General features: G+C 63.9%; 16 protein-coding genes. 8 read left to right on the top strand and 8 right to left on the bottom strand.

What is annotated here, in order from left to right; translation table 11 throughout:
- Positions 1–49: 49 nt before the first annotated feature.
- A complete protein-coding gene (locus AC1DX0_RS09515; RefSeq protein ID WP_477221942.1) occupies positions 50–1,894 on the bottom strand; it encodes an aminopeptidase P family protein in 1,845 nt (614 codons plus the stop codon).
- A 646-nt stretch (positions 1,895–2,540) separates the two neighbouring features.
- Here AC1DX0_RS09515 and AC1DX0_RS09510 point away from each other — a divergent pair.
- Entirely contained in the window at positions 2,541–5,576 is a 3,036-nt protein-coding gene (locus tag AC1DX0_RS09510) for an autotransporter outer membrane beta-barrel domain-containing protein (RefSeq protein ID WP_477221943.1), read from the top strand.
- A gap of 36 nt (positions 5,577–5,612) precedes the next feature.
- On the opposite strand, the gene AC1DX0_RS09505 is transcribed toward AC1DX0_RS09510, so the two are convergent.
- Together AC1DX0_RS09505 and AC1DX0_RS09500 are read right to left on the bottom strand one after the other, a co-directional pair.
- The gene (locus AC1DX0_RS09505) at positions 5,613–6,485 is read right to left on the bottom strand and encodes a 50S ribosomal protein L11 methyltransferase (protein WP_477221944.1); all 873 of its coding nucleotides are present in this window, start codon (positions 6,483–6,485) and stop codon (positions 5,613–5,615) included.
- A gap of 10 nt (positions 6,486–6,495) precedes the next feature.
- Positions 6,496–7,074 carry an SCO family protein gene (locus tag AC1DX0_RS09500; RefSeq protein ID WP_477221945.1) on the bottom strand — a complete coding sequence of 193 codons (579 nt, stop codon included), beginning with the start codon at positions 7,072–7,074 and terminating at the stop codon, positions 6,496–6,498.
- Between the two features lie 188 nt (positions 7,075–7,262).
- On the opposite strand from AC1DX0_RS09500, the gene AC1DX0_RS09495 reads away from it, so the two are divergent.
- The 3 genes from AC1DX0_RS09495 (at position 7,263) to AC1DX0_RS09485 (ending at position 9,254) form a co-directional block, all read left to right on the top strand.
- Positions 7,263–7,781, top strand: coding sequence for a CreA family protein (locus AC1DX0_RS09495; protein WP_477221946.1), 519 nt, complete (start codon positions 7,263–7,265; stop codon positions 7,779–7,781).
- 88 nt (positions 7,782–7,869) lie between these two features.
- Positions 7,870–8,511, top strand: coding sequence for a transferase hexapeptide repeat family protein (locus AC1DX0_RS09490; protein ID WP_477221947.1), 642 nt, complete (start codon positions 7,870–7,872; stop codon positions 8,509–8,511).
- Between the two features lie 317 nt (positions 8,512–8,828).
- On the top strand, positions 8,829–9,254 hold the full coding sequence (locus tag AC1DX0_RS09485; protein WP_477221948.1) for a low affinity iron permease family protein: 426 nt from the start codon (positions 8,829–8,831) through the stop codon (positions 9,252–9,254).
- Positions 9,255–9,265: 11 nt separating this feature from the next.
- Here AC1DX0_RS09485 and AC1DX0_RS09480 read toward each other — a convergent pair whose 3' ends face one another.
- Positions 9,266–10,132, bottom strand: a complete 867-nt coding sequence (locus tag AC1DX0_RS09480) for an SDR family NAD(P)-dependent oxidoreductase (protein ID WP_477221949.1) — start codon at positions 10,130–10,132, stop codon at positions 9,266–9,268.
- A gap of 136 nt (positions 10,133–10,268) precedes the next feature.
- Between AC1DX0_RS09480 and AC1DX0_RS09475 the strand changes: the two genes are divergently transcribed.
- A complete protein-coding gene (locus AC1DX0_RS09475) occupies positions 10,269–10,550 on the top strand; it encodes a hypothetical protein (RefSeq protein WP_477221950.1) in 282 nt (93 codons plus the stop codon).
- A gap of 12 nt (positions 10,551–10,562) precedes the next feature.
- Here the strand turns inward: AC1DX0_RS09475 and AC1DX0_RS09470 are convergent, their stop codons facing one another.
- Entirely contained in the window at positions 10,563–11,138 is a 576-nt protein-coding gene (locus tag AC1DX0_RS09470) for a TMEM175 family protein (RefSeq protein WP_477221951.1), read from the bottom strand.
- Between the two features lie 126 nt (positions 11,139–11,264).
- Positions 11,265–12,737 (bottom strand): MATE family efflux transporter, encoded by a 1,473-nt coding sequence (locus AC1DX0_RS09465; RefSeq protein ID WP_477221952.1) that lies wholly within the window; start codon positions 12,735–12,737, stop codon positions 11,265–11,267.
- Between the two features lie 192 nt (positions 12,738–12,929).
- Here AC1DX0_RS09465 and AC1DX0_RS09460 point away from each other — a divergent pair, with 192 nt between their 5' ends.
- Complete coding sequence (locus AC1DX0_RS09460; protein ID WP_477221953.1) at positions 12,930–13,721, top strand: L,D-transpeptidase; 792 nt, start codon at positions 12,930–12,932, stop codon at positions 13,719–13,721.
- A gap of 55 nt (positions 13,722–13,776) precedes the next feature.
- On the opposite strand, the gene AC1DX0_RS09455 is transcribed toward AC1DX0_RS09460, so the two are convergent.
- Positions 13,777–15,240: an esterase-like activity of phytase family protein gene (locus AC1DX0_RS09455; RefSeq protein WP_477221954.1), complete on the bottom strand. Its 1,464-nt coding sequence runs from the start codon at positions 15,238–15,240 to the stop codon at positions 13,777–13,779.
- A 297-nt stretch (positions 15,241–15,537) separates the two neighbouring features.
- Here AC1DX0_RS09455 and AC1DX0_RS09450 point away from each other — a divergent pair, with 297 nt between their 5' ends.
- Entirely contained in the window at positions 15,538–17,949 is a 2,412-nt protein-coding gene (locus AC1DX0_RS09450) for a GcvT family protein (protein WP_477221955.1), read from the top strand.
- A gap of 12 nt (positions 17,950–17,961) precedes the next feature.
- Positions 17,962–19,515, top strand: a complete 1,554-nt coding sequence (locus AC1DX0_RS09445; RefSeq protein ID WP_477221956.1) for a trimethylamine methyltransferase family protein — start codon at positions 17,962–17,964, stop codon at positions 19,513–19,515.
- Positions 19,516–19,527: 12 nt separating this feature from the next.
- Here the strand turns inward: AC1DX0_RS09445 and AC1DX0_RS09440 are convergent.
- Positions 19,528–19,950: AAA-associated domain-containing protein (locus AC1DX0_RS09440; RefSeq protein ID WP_477355094.1), on the bottom strand; the 423-nt coding region annotated here is incomplete at its 5' end.

Genomic DNA, 19,950 nt, shown 5'->3' with positions numbered 1-19,950 from the left:
TTGCGCGGACCACGCCTCACCCCCGTAAACGGGGAGAAAGAAGCTCACCTCAAATCTTGGCGTCGTGCGGCAAAGGCGCTGTCGCCTTCTCCAGCCAGGCCAGCGTTTCGCCGTCGAGCATCGGTCCGATCTCGGCCAGCACCCAGGCATGGTAGCCGTCGAGCCAATGCAGCTCCTCGCGCGTCAGCAGGTCTGACCGCACCAGCCTGACGTCGATCGGCGCCAGCGTCAGCGTCTCGAAACCGTGCATGGCGATGTCGCCGCCCTCGATCTGTTCGGCCGGCGTCACCAGGATCAGGTTCTCGATGCGGATGCCGTAAGAACCTTCCTTGTAGTAGCCGGGCTCGTTGGACAGCATCATGCCTTCGAGCAGCTTTTCGGTGCCGGTGCGGGCAATGCGCTGCGGGCCCTCATGCACGGCGAGATACGAGCCGACGCCATGGCCGGTGCCATGGGCGAAGTCGCAGCCATGCTTCCACAGCGCCATGCGGGCGACGGCGTCGATCTCGGAGCCGCGCGTGCCGGCAGGAAAGCGCAGCCTGGAAATGCCGATCATGCCTTTCAGCACCAGCGTGAAGCGTTCGCGCATTTCTTCGGTCGGCTGGCCGATCGGCACGGTGCGGGTGATGTCGGTGGTGCCATCCTGATACTGCGCGCCGGAATCGAGCAGGAACAGCTCGCCGGCCTGCAATTTGCGGCTGGTGGCGCGCGACACGCGGTAATGCATGATGGCGCCGTTCGGACCGGCGCCGGAAATGGTGTCGAAGGAGACGTCGCGCAGCGGCATCTGCGTTTCCTCGCCGGTCTGCCGGCGGCTCTCCTCTAGCCTGGTGACGACCGCGATCTCGTCGAGCGAGCCGGGCTTTTGCCGCTCCAGCCAGCACAGAAGCTTCGCCACCGCCGCACCGTCGCGGCGATGCGCGGCGCGCGAGCCGTTGATCTCGGCCTGGTTCTTGGTGGCGCGCGGGATGCGAGCCGGGTCGGGGCCGGCAACCACGGTGCCGCCATTGTCCTCGACCAGCATGCGCAGCCGGTCGGCCGCCAGCACCGGGTCGAGCGCGATCTTCGCGCCGCCCTTGGCAAACGCTGCGATCGCCGCTTCGAATTCGCCGGGCTCATGCAGATCGGCGAGCTGGGTGAGATAGGCCGCGACCTGGCGCGGGAATTTGCGCTTGTCCATGAACAGCTGGTGCGATCCGTCGGCGGCGAGGATGGCGAAGCCGAGCGCCAGCGGCGTGTGCGGCACGTCACCGCCACGGATGTTGAAGGCCCAGGCGATGGAGGAGGGGTCGGTCAGCACCGCATGGGTGGCGCCGTCCTTGCCGATCGCCGTCGCCAGCCGCGCCAGCTTGTCCTTGGCGAGCTCGCCGGCAAAGCCGATCGGGTGCAGTTCGACCGGGGCCACCGGCGCGGCGGGCTGATCCTTCCAGATGATGTCGATCGGGTTCCTGTCGAGGGGCACCAGAACGGCGCCGGTCTTGTCGGCCGAGGCCTGCAACGCCTTGACCTCGCCGATTGTGTGCAGCCATGGATCGAAGCCCAGCCGCGCGCCCTTGCCGATATTGTCCTTGAGCCAGACGGCGGGCGGGTTGTCGACCAGGCTTTCGATCGAAAAGATGTCGAGATCGACCTCGTTGCGCACCTGCAGTGTGTAGCGTCCGTCGACAAAGACGAAGGCGCGGTCGCGCAAAACGATGGCGACACCGGCCGAGCCGCTGAAGCCGGTCAGCCATTTCAGCCGTGCCGAACGATCGGCGACATATTCGCCTTGATGCTCGTCCGCACGCGGAACGATGAAACCGTCGAGGCCATTTGCGGCCAGCCACTGACGCAGCAGCGCCACGCGCGGCTTGCCGACGGAAGGGTCGCCCGCGGAATCGAAGGTCTGGAACATGATGGGCCTCCTGATGCTGGCCTGACCGTAGCCTATAGGCCCGGAAATCGGAATCGATTTCCGGCCGGCGCAAACTGCTATAGCGCCGCCTGGCTGACAACCAAATGGGGCTGGTCCAGCAGCACGAAGGCTGGGTTGTCGTTGTTCATCCCCGACACGACGCGGCATTGCCGCGCTGCCGCCAGCACCCGGGAATTGCAACCAGAAAAAGTCAGCAAAGGCTGCTTTTTGAGCGTGCGTCACTTCGCACGGCAAGTTATCTGGTTCGGGTTTTCTTGTTTGACCGCAAGGGGTGGGGCCTTCCGGTCAGGGTTGGTGCGGGGGAACCAATTCCGGCACGCTGTTGAAGCCATGATGCTGGCAGTGCGCCGCTTGCAGGATCGGTGTTGGACAAAGAGGACTATACGCTGAGCCAGTCAGTGGGCAAAAACGGTGCTTGTTCGCAGTCAGACATCTGGTGCGGCCAACTATTGATTGATGCAAATTCGCAACGGATTTGCTCTGATTTCTTGTCTAGGCTCTGTGTTGCTTGGTTCCGGTAATTTTTACGGCCTACATTCGCTTGTCTCTCGGCGGCGGTTTTCGTAGCGTCGCCATGGGCTTCAAGGGTCGATTCAGCCAAGGGATGGCTGGTCGGGGGATTTTCATGAGACATTCCGTTTCTACAGTGCGTGTCAAAGGCGAGGGCGAGGTGAACGAGCGGCCTGCGCGCTTGCTTCTGTCGTCCACGTCGCTCCCGGCTCTGCTGATTGCCGGGCTGATTGCGACCGCTGTAACGCCGATCATCTCCGGTGTCGCCTCGGCCGAGGATTTCGCTCACAACAGTGGCGATTGGGGTACGGCTGCGAACTGGACTCCCGCAACAGTTCCCAACGGCGTCGATGCGGTCGCGAACTTCAACCATGATGCGCCGGACCAGGGGCTCGGCTATACCGTTTTCCTGACTGGCGGACCCTATACGGTCGGCACGCTGAACTTGAATGCCACGAGCACCTCCGGCGGTTACCGGTTTTCAAGCGGCGTTTTGAATTTCCAGGCCTCCGGGCAGGCCGCGATCAACGTGCAGACGAACAATTTCATTCCCGATCTGGACGCCAGTGCCAGTTTCAATTTGGTCTCCGACACTGTCGTCACGGTCGATGCCGGTGCTCATTTTACGGCGGATGGAGTGATCTCGGGCGCAAGCCTCACCAAGAGCGGTGACGGCTTGCTGACCTTGAATGGCGCAAACACCTACACCGGCGGCACCAACCTCTATGGCGGCACGCTCAGCCTCGGCAACAACAACGCGCTGGGAACCGGCCTGCTTTCCGCCTTCAGTGGAACGGTGATCGATATCCAGGATGGCGTCACGATCAACAACGACCTGACCATCGATCTCAGCCAGACGATCAACGTCGGATCGGGGGCGACCGGAACCTATGCCGGTCAGATTTCGGACCTCAGCGATCCATCCGCGATCGTCAAGACCGGCGCCGGCACGCTCGTGCTCACCAACAACAACAGTTTCAGCTCCGGCGCTCGGATCGAGGCGGGAACGATCCGGGTCACGGCCGATCATGCGTTGGGTGTGGGTCCGATCACGCTCGACGGTGGCACGCTGCAGGCGGGTGCAAACCTCACCCTCCCCAATGTTTCGATCCTGTTCGGTGCCGCCGGCGGCACCATCGACACAAATGGCTTCGACGTCACCACGACCGCCAGCATGGGAGACGACAGCACGCCGAGCGGGACGTTTACCAAGACGGGGGCCGGAACGCTGACGGTGGACGGTTTCGCTGGCAACAACAACTATGCCACGGCCACCGATGTCGCCCAGGGCACGCTCAAGGCGGGCCTGTTCGCCGCCAACATTTTCAGCGCCAACAGCGCCTATACGATCGAAAGCGGTGCAACGCTCGATCTCAACAATTCCGACCAGGCGATCGGTTCGCTGGCCGGCGCCGGAGCGGTCAATGCCGGGACAGGCAAGCTGACGACCGGAGGCAACAACGGCTCAACGGTATTTTCGGGCATCATCACAGGCACCAACGGGCTGATCAAGGACGGGACGGGAACTTTCGAGTTGTCGGGCACGAACGCGTTGTCGGGCGGGTCCGAGGTGAAGGCCGGAACCTTGCTGGTCTCCGGTTCTCTGATCGGTTCGGCCGTTACAGTCGACAGCGGCGCCACGCTCGCCGGCGGCGGTTCGGTTGGCTCGATCGCTGTTTCCGGCACGGTTGCGCCCGGCAAGAATGGCATCGGCACGCTGGCGGTCTATGGCGACGCCAGTTTCGCATCCGGCTCGACCTATGCGGTGGAACTGAATGCCGCCGGCGCTACCGATCGGATTATTGCCGTAGGCACGGCAACCATAGCCCCAGGCGCCGGTTTGAGCGTGACCAATATCGGGCTGGACGGCCTGGTGGCGGGCTCCCACTACATAGTGCTTCAAGCCGCCAGCATCAGTGGAACCTTTACCCTCGTGGGCGATCCGCAGGTCTCCGCTTTCGTCCGTCTGAGCACCCACACCATCGCGACGCAGGCCTATGTCGACGTCACCCAAACGCAGACTTTCGGCTCGGCCGGCGTGACGCCGAACCAGATCGCTACGGGTGACGGGCTGGACAGCGCGGCCAGCAGCGCCTTGGTCAGCGCGGTGCTTGCCTTGCCGAGCGACGCGGCGGCACAGGCCGCCTTCGACCAGCTTTCCGGGGAAATCCATGCCTCGGCCAAGGGCATGCTGGTGCAGGACAGCCACTTCCTGCAAGACGCGGTGACGGCGCGCCTGCGCGCCGCCTTCGGCGACAGCGGCAAGACAGCCTCGCTGCCGGTCATGGCCTATGGCGAAGACGGCGTTCAGCCCGTTGCCGCCGACACCGACCGCTTCGCCATCTGGTCGCAGGGTTTTGGCTCCTGGGGCAGTACCGACAGCGACGGCAATGCGGCCCGATTCGATCGTTCGACAGGCGGCCTGCTCGTCGGCGCTGACGGCCTGGCCGGCGACTGGCGCATCGGCGCGGTCGGCGGCTACAGCCGCACCAGCTTCGATGCCGACGACAGGAACTCTTCCGGCGACAGCAACAATTACCATCTCGGCCTCTATGGCGGCACCAACTGGGGCGCCATCGCCTTCCGCACCGGTGCAGCCTACACTTGGCACCGGATCTCGACGTCGCGCTCCGTCGCATTCCAGGGCTTCACCGACAGCCTGTCGGCCGACTATGACGCCGCGACCGCGCAGGCCTTCGGCGAACTGGCCTACAAGACCGACGCCGGGCCGTTTGCCTTCGAGCCCTTCGCCAATCTCGCTTATGTCAATCTGCACACCGATGGTTTTGCGGAGAGTGGTGGCGCCGCGGCGCTGAGCAGCAGCAGTTCAACCACCGATGCGACCTTCACCACGCTCGGCGTCAGGGCGTCGACCGATGTCACCATCGGCGGCGTTGCGGCGACCGCGCGCGGCATGCTCGGCTGGCGCCATGCCTTCGGCGGTGTGACGCCACTATCGACCGTCGCCTTCGCGGGTGGTGACAGCTTCACCATTGCCGGTGTGCCGATCACCAGGGATGCGATGCTGGTCGAAGCCGGCTTCGACGTGCAATTGGCGCACAACGCCACGCTTGGCCTGTCCTATGCCGGACAGTTCGGGGCGGATGCCTTCGACAATGGGTTCAAGGCCAATCTGGGCATCAAGTTCTGAGGCTGGGACCGTTAAGGGCCGGCAACTGCCGCCGGCCTAATGCTTGAGGTGGATCGTCACCCAGCCCTCGCGATGCAGCGTGCGCACATGGCGGAAATTCTGGCCGACATAGGCCGAGATGACGGCGTCGCGCTGACGCTCGAGGATGCCTGACAGCACGATCGAGCCGCCAAGCGCGATATGCGCGGCCATTTGCGGCGCCAACCGCATCAGCGGCCGCGCCAAGATATTGGCGACGATGAGATCGAAGGGGCCGCGCTTGCCGAAGATCGGGTGGTGGAAGCCCGGCGCGGTCACTGTTTCGATCAACCCCTTGACGTGGTTGAGCCGTGCATTGGCGGCTGCGACCTTCACCGCCACCGGGTCGATGTCGGTGGCCAGCACCGGAATATGCGCGAGCTTGGCGACGGCAATCGCCAGCACGGCGCTGCCGGTGCCGAGGTCGAGCGCATTGCGCGGGTGCTCGCGCCGCACAACTTTCTCCAGCATTTCCAGGCAGCCGGCGGTGGTGCCGTGATGGCCGGTGCCGAAGGCGAGGCCCGCTTCGATCTCGATGGCGAGTTCGCCGCTGTGGCGCTTCGTGCGATCATGCCCGCCATGGACGAAGAAACGGCCGGCGCGCACCGGCTTCAGGCCTTCCAGCGAATGCACGACCCAGTCGATGTCGGGCAGTGCCTCGCGCCCGATCGGCTTCGATAGAGCGAGGCCGGCGAGAACGTCCTTCATCCGCGCCTCGACCGCATCGACGTTGCCGTCGGTATAAAGCGAGACTTCGTGGATATCCTGGTCCTCGTCGACCTCGATCACGGCGATCGGCAGGCCTTCATCCTCGAAGGCCATTTCGAGCGCCGCGAAGACGCGTTCAGCCTCAATCTTGCCGGTGGTGAAAAAAAGCCGCGTCTGGGTCATGGAGTCTGTATCAACCCTTGGCCGCGAGGCGCTTCAGCTTTTCGACCGCGGTGCTGGCGCTTTCGCCGTAGGCGATCGTGCCGGCAAAGTCGCCCTTGGCGTTGAGCAGCAGCACCGAGGCCGTGTGATCCATCGTGTAGTCGCCGTCGCCGGTGTCGACCTTCTTCCAGTAGATGCCGAACGATTTGGCCATGGCATGGACCTTGTCCGGGTCGCCCGTAATGCCGGTGATGCGGTCGGAGAAGTTGCTGACATAGGCGTTCATCACCGCCGGCGTGTCACGCTCCGGGTCGACCGAGACGAAATAGGGATGCAGGGGCTTGCCTTCGTCGCCGAGCGTCTTCAGCCAGCCGGAGAGTTCGAACAGCGTGGTCGGGCAGACTTCCGGGCAATGGGTAAAGCCGAAGAAGACGACGCTGGGCTGTCCACGGAAGGCGGCTTCGGTGATCGGTGCGCCTTTCTGGTCGACCAAAGTGAAGGGGGCGCCGAACGGCTCGCCGCCATAATGGCCGCGATACCAGTCGAAGGTTAGCCAGCCGATGCCGGCCGCCATCAGGACGAGAATGCCGACCAGGATAGAACGCATCATCAGAAAAGTCCGTCTGCAGAAATCATCGCGCCGGCTCAATGCCGCGCCGGTGCGACAGTCTTAGCGGTTCGACCCTGCGCAGGCAAAGTGCCGCGTTGCCGCAACCGCGGTGGTGTTGACGCTTGTGCTTGCAAAGCCGCACAACGCGTCCCACCTGAGACCGGCAACTCGAACCGCAGGAGGGTCCTTTGCTCGAATTGATTGTACGCCAACGGATTAGGCGCAAACTGATCGGCGGCGCCGTGGCCGCTTGCGTTGTGCTGGCCGCCGGTGGTGCCGTCGCCGAGGAAGTCGGCAAGGTCGGCGTCGACTGGCTCGGCAATGACATCATCGTCGAGTCGATCAAGGACCCGAAGGTGGAGGGCGTGACCTGCCACGTTTCCTATTTCGATCGCGGCATCATCGACCGCCTGCACAAGGGCAACTGGTTCGAGGATCCCTCCGATTCCTCGATCTCGTGCCGTCAGACTGGGCCGATTACCATCGGCGACATCGACATGAGCGAGGGCGGCGAAGAGGTTTTCAAGCAAGGCATCAGCCTGATCTGGAAGAAGCAGGTGGTGAACCGCATCTACGACAAGGCCAACGAGACGTTGATCTATCTCTCGCATTCGCGCCAGGTGCAGAACGGCTCGGCCAAGATGTCGGTCACCACGGTGCCGCTCTACGGCCAGAACGTGGTGTGGAGCAATGGCAAGCCGAAATAAGCGGGTATGGCGTCTTTTGTGCTGATTGGCCCCACGGACAATTGCTCCCTGCCTTGCAGGAGCAATTGCCCTGAAGTAAAGCCGCCGCATGGACCGTTCCGAAAACCTTGTCCTGAAAGATCCCGAGCCGCGCATCCATCCGACCGCGGAGTTGAAGGCGTGTAAGCTCGGCCGCTACGCTTCGATCGGCGAGCGGGTGGTGCTGCGCGAGGTGAGCGTCGGCGATTTCTCCTATTTCGAACGCCATTCGGAAGCCATCTACACAAGCATCGGCAAATTCTGCTCGGTCGCCGCCAACAGCCGCATCAATGCGCTGGAACATCCGATCGAAAGGTTGACCCAGCACAAGGTCAGCTATCGGCCGAACGAGTATTTCCGCTGGCTGGGTGTCGATGCCGCGTTCCGCGAGCGGCGGCAGGCGAAAGCCGTGACCATTGGTCATGACGTCTGGGTCGGCCACGGCGCGGTGATCATGCCTGGCATCACCATCGGCAATGGCGCCGTCATCGGCGCCAACGCTGTGGTGACGCAGGACGTGCCGTCCTACTCGATCGTCGCCGGCGTGCCGGCGAAGCCGCTCAGGCCGCGCTTTGTCCCTAACATAGCGGCGCGGATCGAAGCGCTCGCCTGGTGGGACTGGCCGGTCGAGAAACTCGCCAGGGCGGTTCCCGACATCCAGTCCATGCCGATCGAGGCCTTCCTCGATCGTTGGGAAAACGACGCCGTTTAGGGCAATTCCAGGAAAAAGTGTACCGTCTTGGACCGATCGGCGCTTTCGGGGAACCCTGCTTCGCGCACTCCGGACTGAAACCCCTTCCGCCATGCGGGGGTGGCGCAGCGGAAGGGGCTGGAGGTAAACCGCCGTGAAGCGGATGGAACAGGCTCTCTTGCCTGCATGGTTACTATGACATTGAACCGATAAGGTGTGTTTTCCCCTGCATGCTCGCTTTGCGTGTATTCAATTGCGCCTGGTGTATTTGTTGCCGGCGGGAACCTGGAACGGTTGCCGGATGTTTCTCATCGCCAGCCATTCAGGGATTTCGACAGATGGAAAAGCTTTTCACCAGGATCGCCAACTGGGTCGCCCACATAACCGGCCTGCCGCTGACTTTTGCCGCCTGCTGCTTGATCGTCGTCGTCTGGGCGGTGAGCGGGCCGTTTTTCGGTTTCTCCGACACCTGGCAATTGGTGATCAACACCGGCACGACCATCATCACATTCCTGATGGTGTTCCTGATCCAGAACACCCAGAACCGCGACGGCGCGGCAATCCAGGCCAAGCTCGATGAGTTGATCCGGGTCAGCGAGGGCCACAACCATTTCATCGGCATCGAGCACCTGACGGAATCCGAGGTCGAGGAGATCCGTAACAAGTGCGAGCGGGCAGCGAAGCGGCATGACGAGAAGATCGCCACCATGGCCGCAAAGAAGGCAGTGACGCAAAAACGGGCTCCGAAAAAGCGCGCGGCTTGAGGGCTTGCAGATCAGCCCTTGATGAAGGCCGCGAAAGCATCCTTGTGGTCCGGATGCCAGCGCGACAAAGCAGGGCGGTTTTCGATGACGTCGCCGATCGCCCAGGCCATGCGCTTCTCGTCCAGCGGCCGTGTCACATCATTGTCCGGGCACAGGATGTAGAAGTCGCCCCCGACCAGGGATTCCAGCATGAAATCAACGACCTGCTCGCCGGTCCAGGCGCCGGCGGGCCTTTCCGTCGCACCTTCGGTGAGGCCGGTATAGGTGAAGCCGGGGATCAGCAGATGCGCCGACAGGCGGGCGCCGGGCTCGTTGCGCAGTGCATGCGCCAGGCCCTCGGTGAATGTCTTCACGCCGGCCTTGGAGACATTGTAGGCGAGGTTGCCGGGCGGCGTGGTGATGCCTTGCTTGGAACCGGTGTTGATGATCAGGCCCGGCCTGGCCGACGCCAGCATGCGCGGCGCGAAGGCCTCGACGCCATGCACGACACCCCAGAAATTAATATCGAGCAGCCGTTTCCAGGCATCGCGGTTTTCCCAGGGTTTTCCCGGATTGTCGCCGACACCGGCATTGTTCATCAGCAGCGAGACCTCGCCGAAGGCGCCGAATGCCCGGTCGGCGAGACGGTCGACCTCGTCGGCCTTCGACACATCCGATACAACGGCAAGCACGGCGTCGTCGCCGGCAATGGCCGAGATGGCGCGGGAGGCATCGTCAAGGCGGGTGCCGCCAATGTCGGCGAGCACGATCTTCATGCCCATGAGCGCAAACCGCTTGGCGGCTGCCAGACCGATGCCGCTGGCGGCGCCGGTGATGACGGCGGTGTTACCTTTGCCAAGCGCGGGCAGGGCGGTCTGGATTTCGGCGTCTGTGATCATGAGCAACGGGATCCTTTTCTCGATGGCGCCGAACTTAGCGCCGGAACGGGGTTGTGCAAGCCTCCGTCAGCACCTGTTCGGGTTGACCAGTCCGGTCGAGGCTGCGCATGTTGCCCCGCAGAATGGAGATCTTCGATTGACGGACTGGGTTGCAATTCTGAAGGAGCAGACCGCCACCGGCGACCAGATGGGGCGCGAGGTGCCGCAGATGCTGGCCAACCCCGATATCAGCGAAGCCCAGGTCAAGACACTGTTCGCCGCGCTGGAAAAACAGGCCGAGTTCGTCGAGAAACTGCGCATGGCGCTGGAGAAATTCGGCCATGATTTCTCGATCATCAAGGCAGCCGAACGGTTGGAAGAGCTCTACGCCGACCTTGCCGCGTCGGTGGCGGAAATGCTGAAGGCGATGCGTAAATAGCTGTTTTTACAACTATTTTTCGAGAACGCGCGAAAAACGCGTATCCGGCACAAGCCACACCAGGGCCACGGCAACATAGAGCCCCACACCGATCCACCGGTTGAGGAAGGTCAACGCAATGGCCAGTATGTAGACAGTGAGCGAAATCCGTCCCTTGCGGTCGCTGCCGATTGCCTTGGCGAAGGCAGTGTCTTGTCCATGCAGGCGATGCAGCGCGGCGGCCAGAAGCGTATAGGCGATGGCGCACAGCACCAGATCGAAACCGTAGACCGCAACCGGAACCGTGGCGAAATGGTTCTCGCCCATGAAGGCGGTCGTCACCGGTATCAAGGACAGCCAGAACAACAGATGCAGGTTTGCCCACAGCACGCGGCCGTCGACGCGCTGCACGGCATGGAACATGTTGTGCAGATTGTTCCAGTAGATGCCGACATTGATGAACGAAAGCACGTAACAGAAGAAGATCGGCAATTGCGGCACCAGGGCCGAGAAATCCTCGCCATGGGGGACTTTCAGCTCAAGCACCATGATGGTGATGATGATGGCGACCACGCCATCGGTGAATGCCTCGACCCTGCCTTTGCCCATAGAATCCCCCGATTGTCTGGTAAAATCTACGCGATGGTTGGACGTGCGGCTACCCGCCATGTGGCTGGCCGAACGGCGGATGGCCCGCACCTTGTCCAGGGGACTCGCGGAGGTGTGCCAAATCGTTCAGCCGTTCGGCGTCTCGGGCGCCATGTTGGCGCGCCCACGCGGCACGCCAAGCCCGGTATCCGGCGGTTCGCCGGCGGCCGGCCTGTTTTCGATCATGTGCAAAGTGCGCCAGCCGCCGAAGCGGTAATAGGCCGCGGCCAGCACCAGCGAAGTGATCGAGCCGGCCGGGAAACTCCACCACAGCGCTTCCTCGCCGATCACGCCACGCATGAAATAGGCAAAGCCGGTGCGCACGAAGAGCACCGAAATCACCAGGATGATCAGCGGCGGCATCACCGCACCGGTGGCGCGCACGGTGGCGAACAGCACGATGGTAATGCCGAACAGGATGAACGACCAGGACGCCGCAGAGTTGATGTGGGCGGCGATATCGATCGCGGCGCTGTCGCTGCTCAGGAACAGGCTGAGGATCGAGCGGTCGAAGAGCCACAGCAAGGCGACCAGGGCACCCGTCAGGACGAGGTTGAAGCCGACGCCGGAGGCGGCGATGCGGCCGATCCGGTCCCAGCGGCCGGCACCGACATTCTGCGCCGCCATCGAGGAGACCGCGGCTCCGATGGCCAGGGCCGGCATCTGGATGTAGGTCCATAGCTGTGCGGCGATGCCGTAGGCGGCGGCGACCTGCGAACCGTAGGAATTGACGATGCCCATCACCGTCAATGCCGCCGCCGAGATGACGATCATCTGCAGGCCCATCGGCACGCCCTTGAAGACGATTATGCGCAGCAAAGCCGGATCGGGGCGCAGCAGAGCGAGATTGGCGCCCGCCAGCCGCAGCGGATGCTTGCGTGCATAGAGCACGACAAGAATGGCGATGACGCTCACCGTCTGGCCGATCAGCGTCGACGTGGCGGAGCCGGCAATACCGAGTTCCGGGAAGGGCCCGATGCCGCGGATCAGCAGTGGGTTGAGCACGATATCAAGGACGACAGCCAACGCCATGAAGAAGAAGGGCGTGCGCGAATCGCCGGCACCGCGCAGCACGGTCATGACGAAGGACAGAAGGTTCATCATCGGCACGGCGACGAAGATGATGCGCAGATAGGAACGCGCCAGCGGCAAGGCGTCCGCCGGTGTGCCGAGCGTGTTGAGGATGGCGTCGACCCAGATCCAGCCGCAGACGGCGAAGACAATGGAGACGAGGAAGAAGAAGGTGGCGCTGGTGCCGACGATGCGGCGCGCCTCGGGCAGGTCGCGGGCGCCGACCGACTGCGCCACCAGGATGGTCGCCGCCATGCCGATGCCGAACACCGTGCCCAGGATCAGGAACAGCACGAGGTTGGCGTTGGAGGTCGCGGTCAGCGCCGATTCGCCGAGAAAGCGGCCGACCCAGACGGCATTGATCGACCCGTTGAGCGACTGCAGCACGTTGGAGCCCAGCACCGGCAAGGCAAACAGCAGCAGCGTGCGCGGGATCGGGCCGCTGGTCAGGTCGCCGGTGCGCCGGCGCGTGGGCATTTTTTCGGTCATGGCTGAAGGCCTGTCTCGAGTCCGGTCCGTGATGATTGCCGATTCAACGAGACAGGTCGATGCGGCGTCGGAAAATTCCGCAGGCGTGTCTCGATCTAATCATGTTCTCAAAGCTCCCGGAATGGGCTATTGATCCCCCGGGGGCGTGGGGCCCGCATTGCTTACCAGATCTTATGAATAGCCGGGGGGTTCATGTCCGATAGTCCGCTGTTTTCCGAGCGCCTGAGCCGGCGTGCGTTTCTTGGTGCGTCCGCCTTGGGCGCGGCCGCCGTGGCTGTTTCAGGATGCACCACGACGGAGGTGGTGACGCCGCCGCCAGTCGCAGCGGCGGCGCCCGAGCCTGCGCTCGGCGATACCGCAACAATGTATACCGCGCGCACCGATGAGGGCTTTCAACTGCCGGCCATCCCGGTGGCCAAGCTCGATCCGAAGTTCGTACGCCAGATCGTGGCCGACCCGACCGGAGAAAAACCAGGCACGATCGTCGTCGATGTCTCCGAGCATTTCCTCTATCTGGTGCGCGACGGCGGCAAGGCCATCCGTTACGGCGTCAGCTTAGGGAAGGCCGGTTTCGGCTGGACCGGCAGCGCCGTGATCCAGGCGAGGAAGAAATGGCCGGTGTGGACGCCGCCGCCGGAAATGATCAAGCGCCGGCCGGAACTGGCGAAATACAGGGATGGCATGCCGCCCGGTCCGCAGAGCCCGCTCGGCGCCCGCGCGCTCTATCTCTTCCGCGACGGCAAGGACACGATGTACCGGCTGCACGGCACGCCGGAGTGGGATTCCATCGGCAAGAACGCATCGTCGGGCTGTGTGCGTTTCATGAACCAGGACATCATCGACCTCTACAGCCGCGTCAACGGCCCCGCCCAGGTCTTCGTGCGTCCCAATTTGTCGGCTGCCGGCAAGATCATGGCCGTGTCGAGCAGGACGGCCGAACCGATCGATGCGGGCGTACCGAAGGACGCGGAGCTCTTGAAGTAGTCTGCACGAGCCGTGAAGGCGGACGCGTCAAGCGCGCCCGCCTGGATAGGGGTGGTTACTTCTTGGCCAGACCCGGCAGCGTGACCTGATAGACCAGGAACATGGTGTCGACATTGGCGCCGTCATCGGCCTTGTAGGGCGCGCCGACCTGGAAGCCGTCCTGGGCCAGGAAGTCGTTGTCATTGGCGACGAACAGGAAGTAGTCGTCGGGCAGCTTCGGATCGAGCACGCTGGCCAGCGACATTGCTTCCCATTTCTCGGACAGGTTGTTGTGGTCGTTCGGCGCGCCATTGTGCAGGCCGAAGCGATTAAGCTGCGCATTGTCGTTGATGTCGATGAACGGCGTCAGCTTGGCCGGCGTCACCGACGGATCGAGCACGCCCTTGGGAGCGACCGGCTTGTCGGCGGCATCGAAGGCGCCGCCGGCAATGTCGGTCGCGGCTGAAAAGTCGACGACGAAGATCTGGCGCAGCAGCGAGGTGTCGCCCTTCAGGCCCTGGCCGTTGCCGCTGTCGCGCGCCAGCATCAGGAAGGATGTGTCCGACAGCGCCACGATCTCGCTTTGCGCGGCGATCTTGGTCTTGCCCTTGGCGTCCTTGAACACCGGCAGCGGCACGACATATTCATGCGCCAGCTTGAGATGGGCGAGGTCGGAGGTGTCATAGACCAGCGCCCGCGTGTTCTGCCGGGTCGAAGCGGAATCGCCGCCATCCTGCCTGGTCGCCGACTGCAACACGGCGATCAGGAACTTGCCGTCCGGCGTCATCGCCATGCCTTCGAGACCCTGGTTGTTCTGGCGGCCGGTCTCGGGATCCTTCGGATCGGGTTCGGCAGCACCTGGACCGGGATTGTCCGAGGAGAAGTTTGGCGCGCCCTTGCGCGTCGGCACCAGGGCTGCCGGCGGCTGGGTCGCCGACAGCAGGCGGCCCTCTGCGGAGAATCGGTAGATGTTGGGGCCATATTCGTCGGAGATGAACATCGAGCCGTCGGGCAGCCGCACGATCGCCTCGTTGTCGAGGGCGAGCTTGCCATTGGTGGCGGCGGGCAGCATCGGCATGTCGCCGGCGGCGCCACGCACATCCGACAGCGGATCGAGGCCGGTGGCATCAGCGCCCTTGTCGTCGGTCAAAAGCATGGTGTCGGCAAGCGTCGCCTTGACTGCAGTCTGTTCCTGGCCGGCGGTGCCTGGTGCCGCCGGGGTGAACTCGATGCCGATGGTGTTGAGGCGTGGCCGGTAATCGGTGGTGCCGGCGACATTGTAGCCGCGATCCGGCAGCAGCCAGAGCGACCCTTTGTAGGTGCCCGCATCATGCGTCCAGCTTGATGTGTCGATCGCCATGCCGGAACCCGAGCCGAAGGTCTCGCCGAACTTGTCGCGCTGGGCGGCCGGGATGCGGCCGACGCCGACTAGACCCTTGTTGACGAGGACGGTCGCGGTGCTGTCGGCAAGCGCGGGAGTGAAGGCGGTGAACAAGGCCAGCGCGACGCCGAGCGAGGCGGTTCGGTACGGATGTTTCATGGATATCCTCTTGAGACGGATGTGCCGGAGCGGCCGAAGATCGAAAATCTGAAAGAGGCGGCACATCGATGATGCCGCGCGCCGCCCTCCAAAAAGCGGTCTAAGGCGCGAACATGATGCTTGCGTGACAGTGCGGGATGCCCGCCTGCCGGCTTGTTCACCGGCCGATAACAACACACGCTCGAGCGAAGGAATTGATGGTACCTCGCACATGCGTTCGGGTGTCCAAGCACAGCACTAGACACTTATGTCCAGTGCGTATATGGTGCCCGCCTAGGACAGACCGGGAGGGAAGCCTTGAAGCCGCATTATCGCGCAGTGGTTATCGGGGGTGGGGTGGTCGGCGCCTCGGTGCTCTACCACCTGACGCGGTTCGGCTGGTCTGACGTGGCGCTGATCGAGCGCGCCGAACTGACAGCCGGTTCGACCTGGCATGCGGCAGCGGGTTTCCATGCGCTCAACGCCGATCCCAACGTCGCGGCGCTGCAGGATTACACCATCAATCTCTACCGCGAGATCGAGGCCGAATCCGGCCAAGACATCGGCCTGCACATGACCGGCGGCGTCAACATCGCCAGCGATCCCCAGCGCTGGGAGTGGCTGAAATCGGCGTGGGCGGTGTTCCAGTCGGTCGGCATCGAGACCGCCAGGCTGGTGACTCCGGAAGAGATCAAACAGATCTGCCCGATCGTCGACGTCGCCGGTGTGCTGGGCGGCCTGCACGATTCCAACGAAGGCCATCTCGACCCCTACGGCACGACACATGCCTATGCGGGCGCCGCGAAGAAACGCGGGGCCGACATCATCCTGCGCAATCGGGTGGTCGAGCTGAAGGCGCGCGCGGACGGCCATTGGGACGTCGTCACCGAGCAGGGCACCATCGTTGCCGAGCATGTCGTCAATGCCGGCGGCTTGTGGGCAAAGCAGCTCGGCCGCATGGCCGGTGTCGACCTGCCGGTGACGCCGATGGAGCACCATTATTTCATCACCGAGGACATTCCGGAAATCGCGGCACTCGACCGGGAAATAGGCATCGCCGTCGACCTCGACGGTTTTTCCTACCTGCGGCAAGAGCGCAAGGGCGTGCTGCTCGGCGTCTACGAGCAGAACCCGAAGCACTGGAACATGGATGGCGCGCCGTGGGACTACGGCATCGAGCTGATCCCGGAAGACATCGACCGCATCAGTCCGGAACTCGCCAAGGCGCATGAGCGCTTTCCGTGCCTGGCGACGGCCGGCATCCGCAAATGGGTCAACGGAGCCTTCACCTTTACCCCCGACGGCAACCCGATCGTCGGACCGGTGCGCGGCCTGAAAAACTACTGGGTCGCCTGTGGCGTCATGGCCGGCTTCAGCCAGGGCGGGGGCGTTGGAAAATCATTGGCTGAATGGATGATCTACGGCGAGCCGCAGGCCGACATCTTTGGCATGGACATTGCCCGCTACGGCGCCTTCGCCGCCAACCGCGAATACCTCAAGCAGACAACGCGCCAGTTCTATTCGCGCCGCTTCGTCATGACCTTTCCCAATGAGCGGCTGCCTGCGGGCCGGCCTTTGAAACGCCCTGGCGCCTATGACGGCATGAGTGCTGCGGGCTGCGAATGGACGGCATCGTGGGGGCTGGAAATCCCGGCCTATTTCGCGCCGATGGGTTTTCGCGAGAACACCACGCTCAAGCGTTCCAACGCCTTCGATATCGTCGGCGACGAGGCGTTGCAGGTCCGGCGTGCCGCCGGTCTCGTCGATATCTCGGCCTATGCGCGCTATGCGGTGTCGGGACCGGGCGCCGAGGCGTGGCTAGACCGACTGCTTGCCTGCAAGCTGCCGAAGGCCGGAAAGGCGGGGCTGGCACCGATGCTCGGGCCGGACGGGCGGCTGAAGGGCGACCTCACCGTGATCAACTGGGGCAGCAGTGACTATTGGCTGATGGGCTCCTACTATCTCAGGGAATTCCACATGCGCTGGTTCGAGAGCCACGCGGCGGAAGGTGTTGCTGTCGCCGATCTCTCCGATGCAATGAGCGGCTTCCTGCTGACCGGGCCGAACGCGCGGAAAATCCTCGAGCGGACCACGCATCAGGACGTCTCCGGTCCGGCACTGCCATTCATGGCCTGCGGCGCGTTCGATATCGGCATGGTTCAGGCGCGGGTTGCCCGCCTGTCTATCGCTGGCGAGCTCGGCTTTGAGATCAACTGCCACGCGACCATGCATGCCACACTGCGCGACACATTGCTTGCCGCCGGCGAGGATCTCGGCCTGGCCGAGATTGGCTACTACGCGCTCAATGCGCTCAGGCTGGAGAAAAGCTTCGGCATCTGGTCGCGCGAATTCACGCAGGGCTACACGCCTCGCCAGACCGGCCTCGACCGCTTCATTGCCTTCGACAAGGGCGATTTCATCGGCCGCGATGCGGCGCTGAAGGAGCGCAATGCCGGCACGTCGCAACGGATGGTGACGCTGGAGATCGATGCGCATGACGCCGACGCCAGCGGCTTCGAGCCGGTCTGGCACGACGGCCGGCGCGTCGGCTTCGTCACTTCGGGCGGATTTGGCTACACGATCGGCAAGAGCGTCGCGCTGGCGTTGGTGGACGACGATTTTGCCGAGGAGGGGACGGCACTTTCGGTGCACATTGTCGGCGTCGAGCGGCCGGCGCGGATCATCGCGGCCTCGCCCTACGATCCCTCGGGCAAGGCGATGCGGCAATGAGGAGGATTTTCGATGGTCGATGACGCGGCACGAGACAGCAGGCGCGAACGCCGGCGTGGACGCACGGGCGAAGCCGGCAGCGAAAGCAGCCGCCGGCCCAATTACCGGTCGCTGAAGAACCCGTTCCTGCCGCAGCCGATCTTTTCGGATGATCAGGTCGCCGCGATCCACGACACGGCGCTGCGCGTGCTGGAAGAGCTCGGCATCAAGGTGCTGCTGCCGCAGGCACGAGAGCTTTTCGCCAGCGCCGGCGCGCTGGTCGACCCGGACACCGACATGGTGCGCATCGGCCGCGACATGGTGGTGGTGGCGTTGGCCTCGGCGCCGAAGTCGATCCATGCGCAAGCCGGCGACCGTTCCCGCGACCTGACGCTGGAACTCGGGTCGATGACCTTTCTGGCCGGTTGCGGGGCGCCGAACGTCACCGATCTCGAACGCGGCCGCCGGTCGGGCACGCTGGCCGATTTCGAGGATCTGCTGCGGCTGGTTCAGCATTTCGACGTGCTGCATATGCTCGGCCCCTGCATCGAGCCGCAGGATGTCGACAACCGCTTTCGCCACTATGCCGTCAACCGTGCGCAGCTGACGCTGTCCGACAAATTTCCGTTCGTTTTCGCGCGCGGCACGCCGCAGGTCGAGGACGGATTCGAGATGATCCGGCTGGCCCGCGGGCTGTCGCAGGACGAATTCCTGGCGAAGGCCCATTGCTACACCGTCATCAACACCAACTCGCCGCGCCAGCTCGACATTCCGATGGCGCAAGGCATCATCGATTTCGCGCGGGCTGGCCAGGTCTCCGTCATCACGCCGTTCTGCCTGGCCGGCGCGATGGCGCCGATCACGGTCGCCGGCGCACTGGCGCTGCAGCATGCCGAGGCGCTGGCGGGTCTGACGCTGGCGCAGATCGTGCGGCCTGGCGCGCCGGTCGTCTACGGCTCCTTCTCCTCCAATGTCGACATGAAATCCGGAGCGCCGGCCTTCGGCACGCCGGAGCATGTCAAGGCGACGCTGGGCGCCGGCCAACTGGCGCGCTTCACCGGACTGCCCTGGCGGTCGGGCGGCGGCAGTGCGGCCAACATCTCGGACGCGCAGGCGGCACACGAAACGCAATTCGCGCTGTGGGGCTCGGTGCTGGCCGGCGCGACCATGTGCATCCACGCCGCCGGCTGGCTGGAAGGCGGCTTGAGCGTCTCCTTCGAGAAGATGATCACCGATATCGAGGCGCTGCAGACGGTGGCGGAACTCTGCGCCGCGACGCCCGGTGACGACGATTCAATCGGCTTCGAGGCGATCGCCGAAGTGCAGCCGGGCGGCCATTTCTTCTCGGCCGGCCACACCATGGCGCGCTACCGCACCGCCTTCTACGAACCGCTGGTCGCCGACTGGTCGAACTTCGGCAACTGGACGCAAAGCGGATCGAAGACGGCGAGCGAACGCGCCACCGGCGTATGGCGGCGCGCGGTCGCCGATTTCGAGCCGCCCGCTTCGGCTGCCGCGACATCAGGCGTGCTCGACGAATTCATCGCGCGGCGCACCGAAGAGGGCGGAGCGCTGCCGGTGTCGTAACGGGCAAACCGACTATGTCGGGTTGTCGAGCGTGAACAGATCGCTCTCCTCGTCGTAAGCAAAATACTCGGCGTAGCGGGCCCAGCTGATGACGGCCCGCACCGTCTGGTCGGCATAGTCCTCGGACATGTGATCCTCCAGCTCGTCGCGGAAGCGGCGGGCCGGCGCCTTGTGGTTGGCGCGTTCGTCGAGCACATGTCGGATATGGCCGGCCAGCGGCACATAGGTCGCGAGCTGCTGCACGAACAATTGCTTGCGCGCGTCGACCTCGCTCTCGGCGAAGCGTTTGCCGGCCGGCGTCAGCTGGATATCGCCTTCGGCAAATTCGGCAAAGCGCAGCAGCTGCAGCGTTTCGGCGATCGGGAACAGATCGTCGATCTCGAGCTGCAGGCTGGCGGCCAGCGGCGGCAGGTCGGCATGCCCGTTGTAAGGCGG

The organism is Mesorhizobium sp. P3_A9, from assembly GCF_056402975.1.
This window is presented reverse-complemented; position numbering and strand designations above follow the sequence as displayed.

Coding starts and splice junctions, on each gene's coding strand:
- AC1DX0_RS09485 (WP_477221948.1), top strand. CDS start 8,829: ATGGAAAAGCTTTTCACCAGGATCGCCAACTGGGTCGCCCACATAACC.
- AC1DX0_RS09445 (WP_477221956.1), top strand. CDS start 17,962: ATGGTCGATGACGCGGCACGAGACAGCAGGCGCGAACGCCGGCGTGGA.
- AC1DX0_RS09490 (WP_477221947.1), top strand. CDS start 7,870: ATGGACCGTTCCGAAAACCTTGTCCTGAAAGATCCCGAGCCGCGCATC.
- AC1DX0_RS09500 (WP_477221945.1), bottom strand. CDS start 7,074: ATGATGCGTTCTATCCTGGTCGGCATTCTCGTCCTGATGGCGGCCGGC.
- AC1DX0_RS09505 (WP_477221944.1), bottom strand. CDS start 6,485: ATGACCCAGACGCGGCTTTTTTTCACCACCGGCAAGATTGAGGCTGAA.
- AC1DX0_RS09470 (WP_477221951.1), bottom strand. CDS start 11,138: ATGGGCAAAGGCAGGGTCGAGGCATTCACCGATGGCGTGGTCGCCATC.
- AC1DX0_RS09480 (WP_477221949.1), bottom strand. CDS start 10,132: ATGATCACAGACGCCGAAATCCAGACCGCCCTGCCCGCGCTTGGCAAA.
- AC1DX0_RS09455 (WP_477221954.1), bottom strand. CDS start 15,240: ATGAAACATCCGTACCGAACCGCCTCGCTCGGCGTCGCGCTGGCCTTG.
- AC1DX0_RS09460 (WP_477221953.1), top strand. CDS start 12,930: ATGTCCGATAGTCCGCTGTTTTCCGAGCGCCTGAGCCGGCGTGCGTTT.
- AC1DX0_RS09515 (WP_477221942.1), bottom strand. CDS start 1,894: ATGTTCCAGACCTTCGATTCCGCGGGCGACCCTTCCGTCGGCAAGCCG.
- AC1DX0_RS09510 (WP_477221943.1), top strand. CDS start 2,541: ATGAGACATTCCGTTTCTACAGTGCGTGTCAAAGGCGAGGGCGAGGTG.
- AC1DX0_RS09465 (WP_477221952.1), bottom strand. CDS start 12,737: ATGACCGAAAAAATGCCCACGCGCCGGCGCACCGGCGACCTGACCAGC.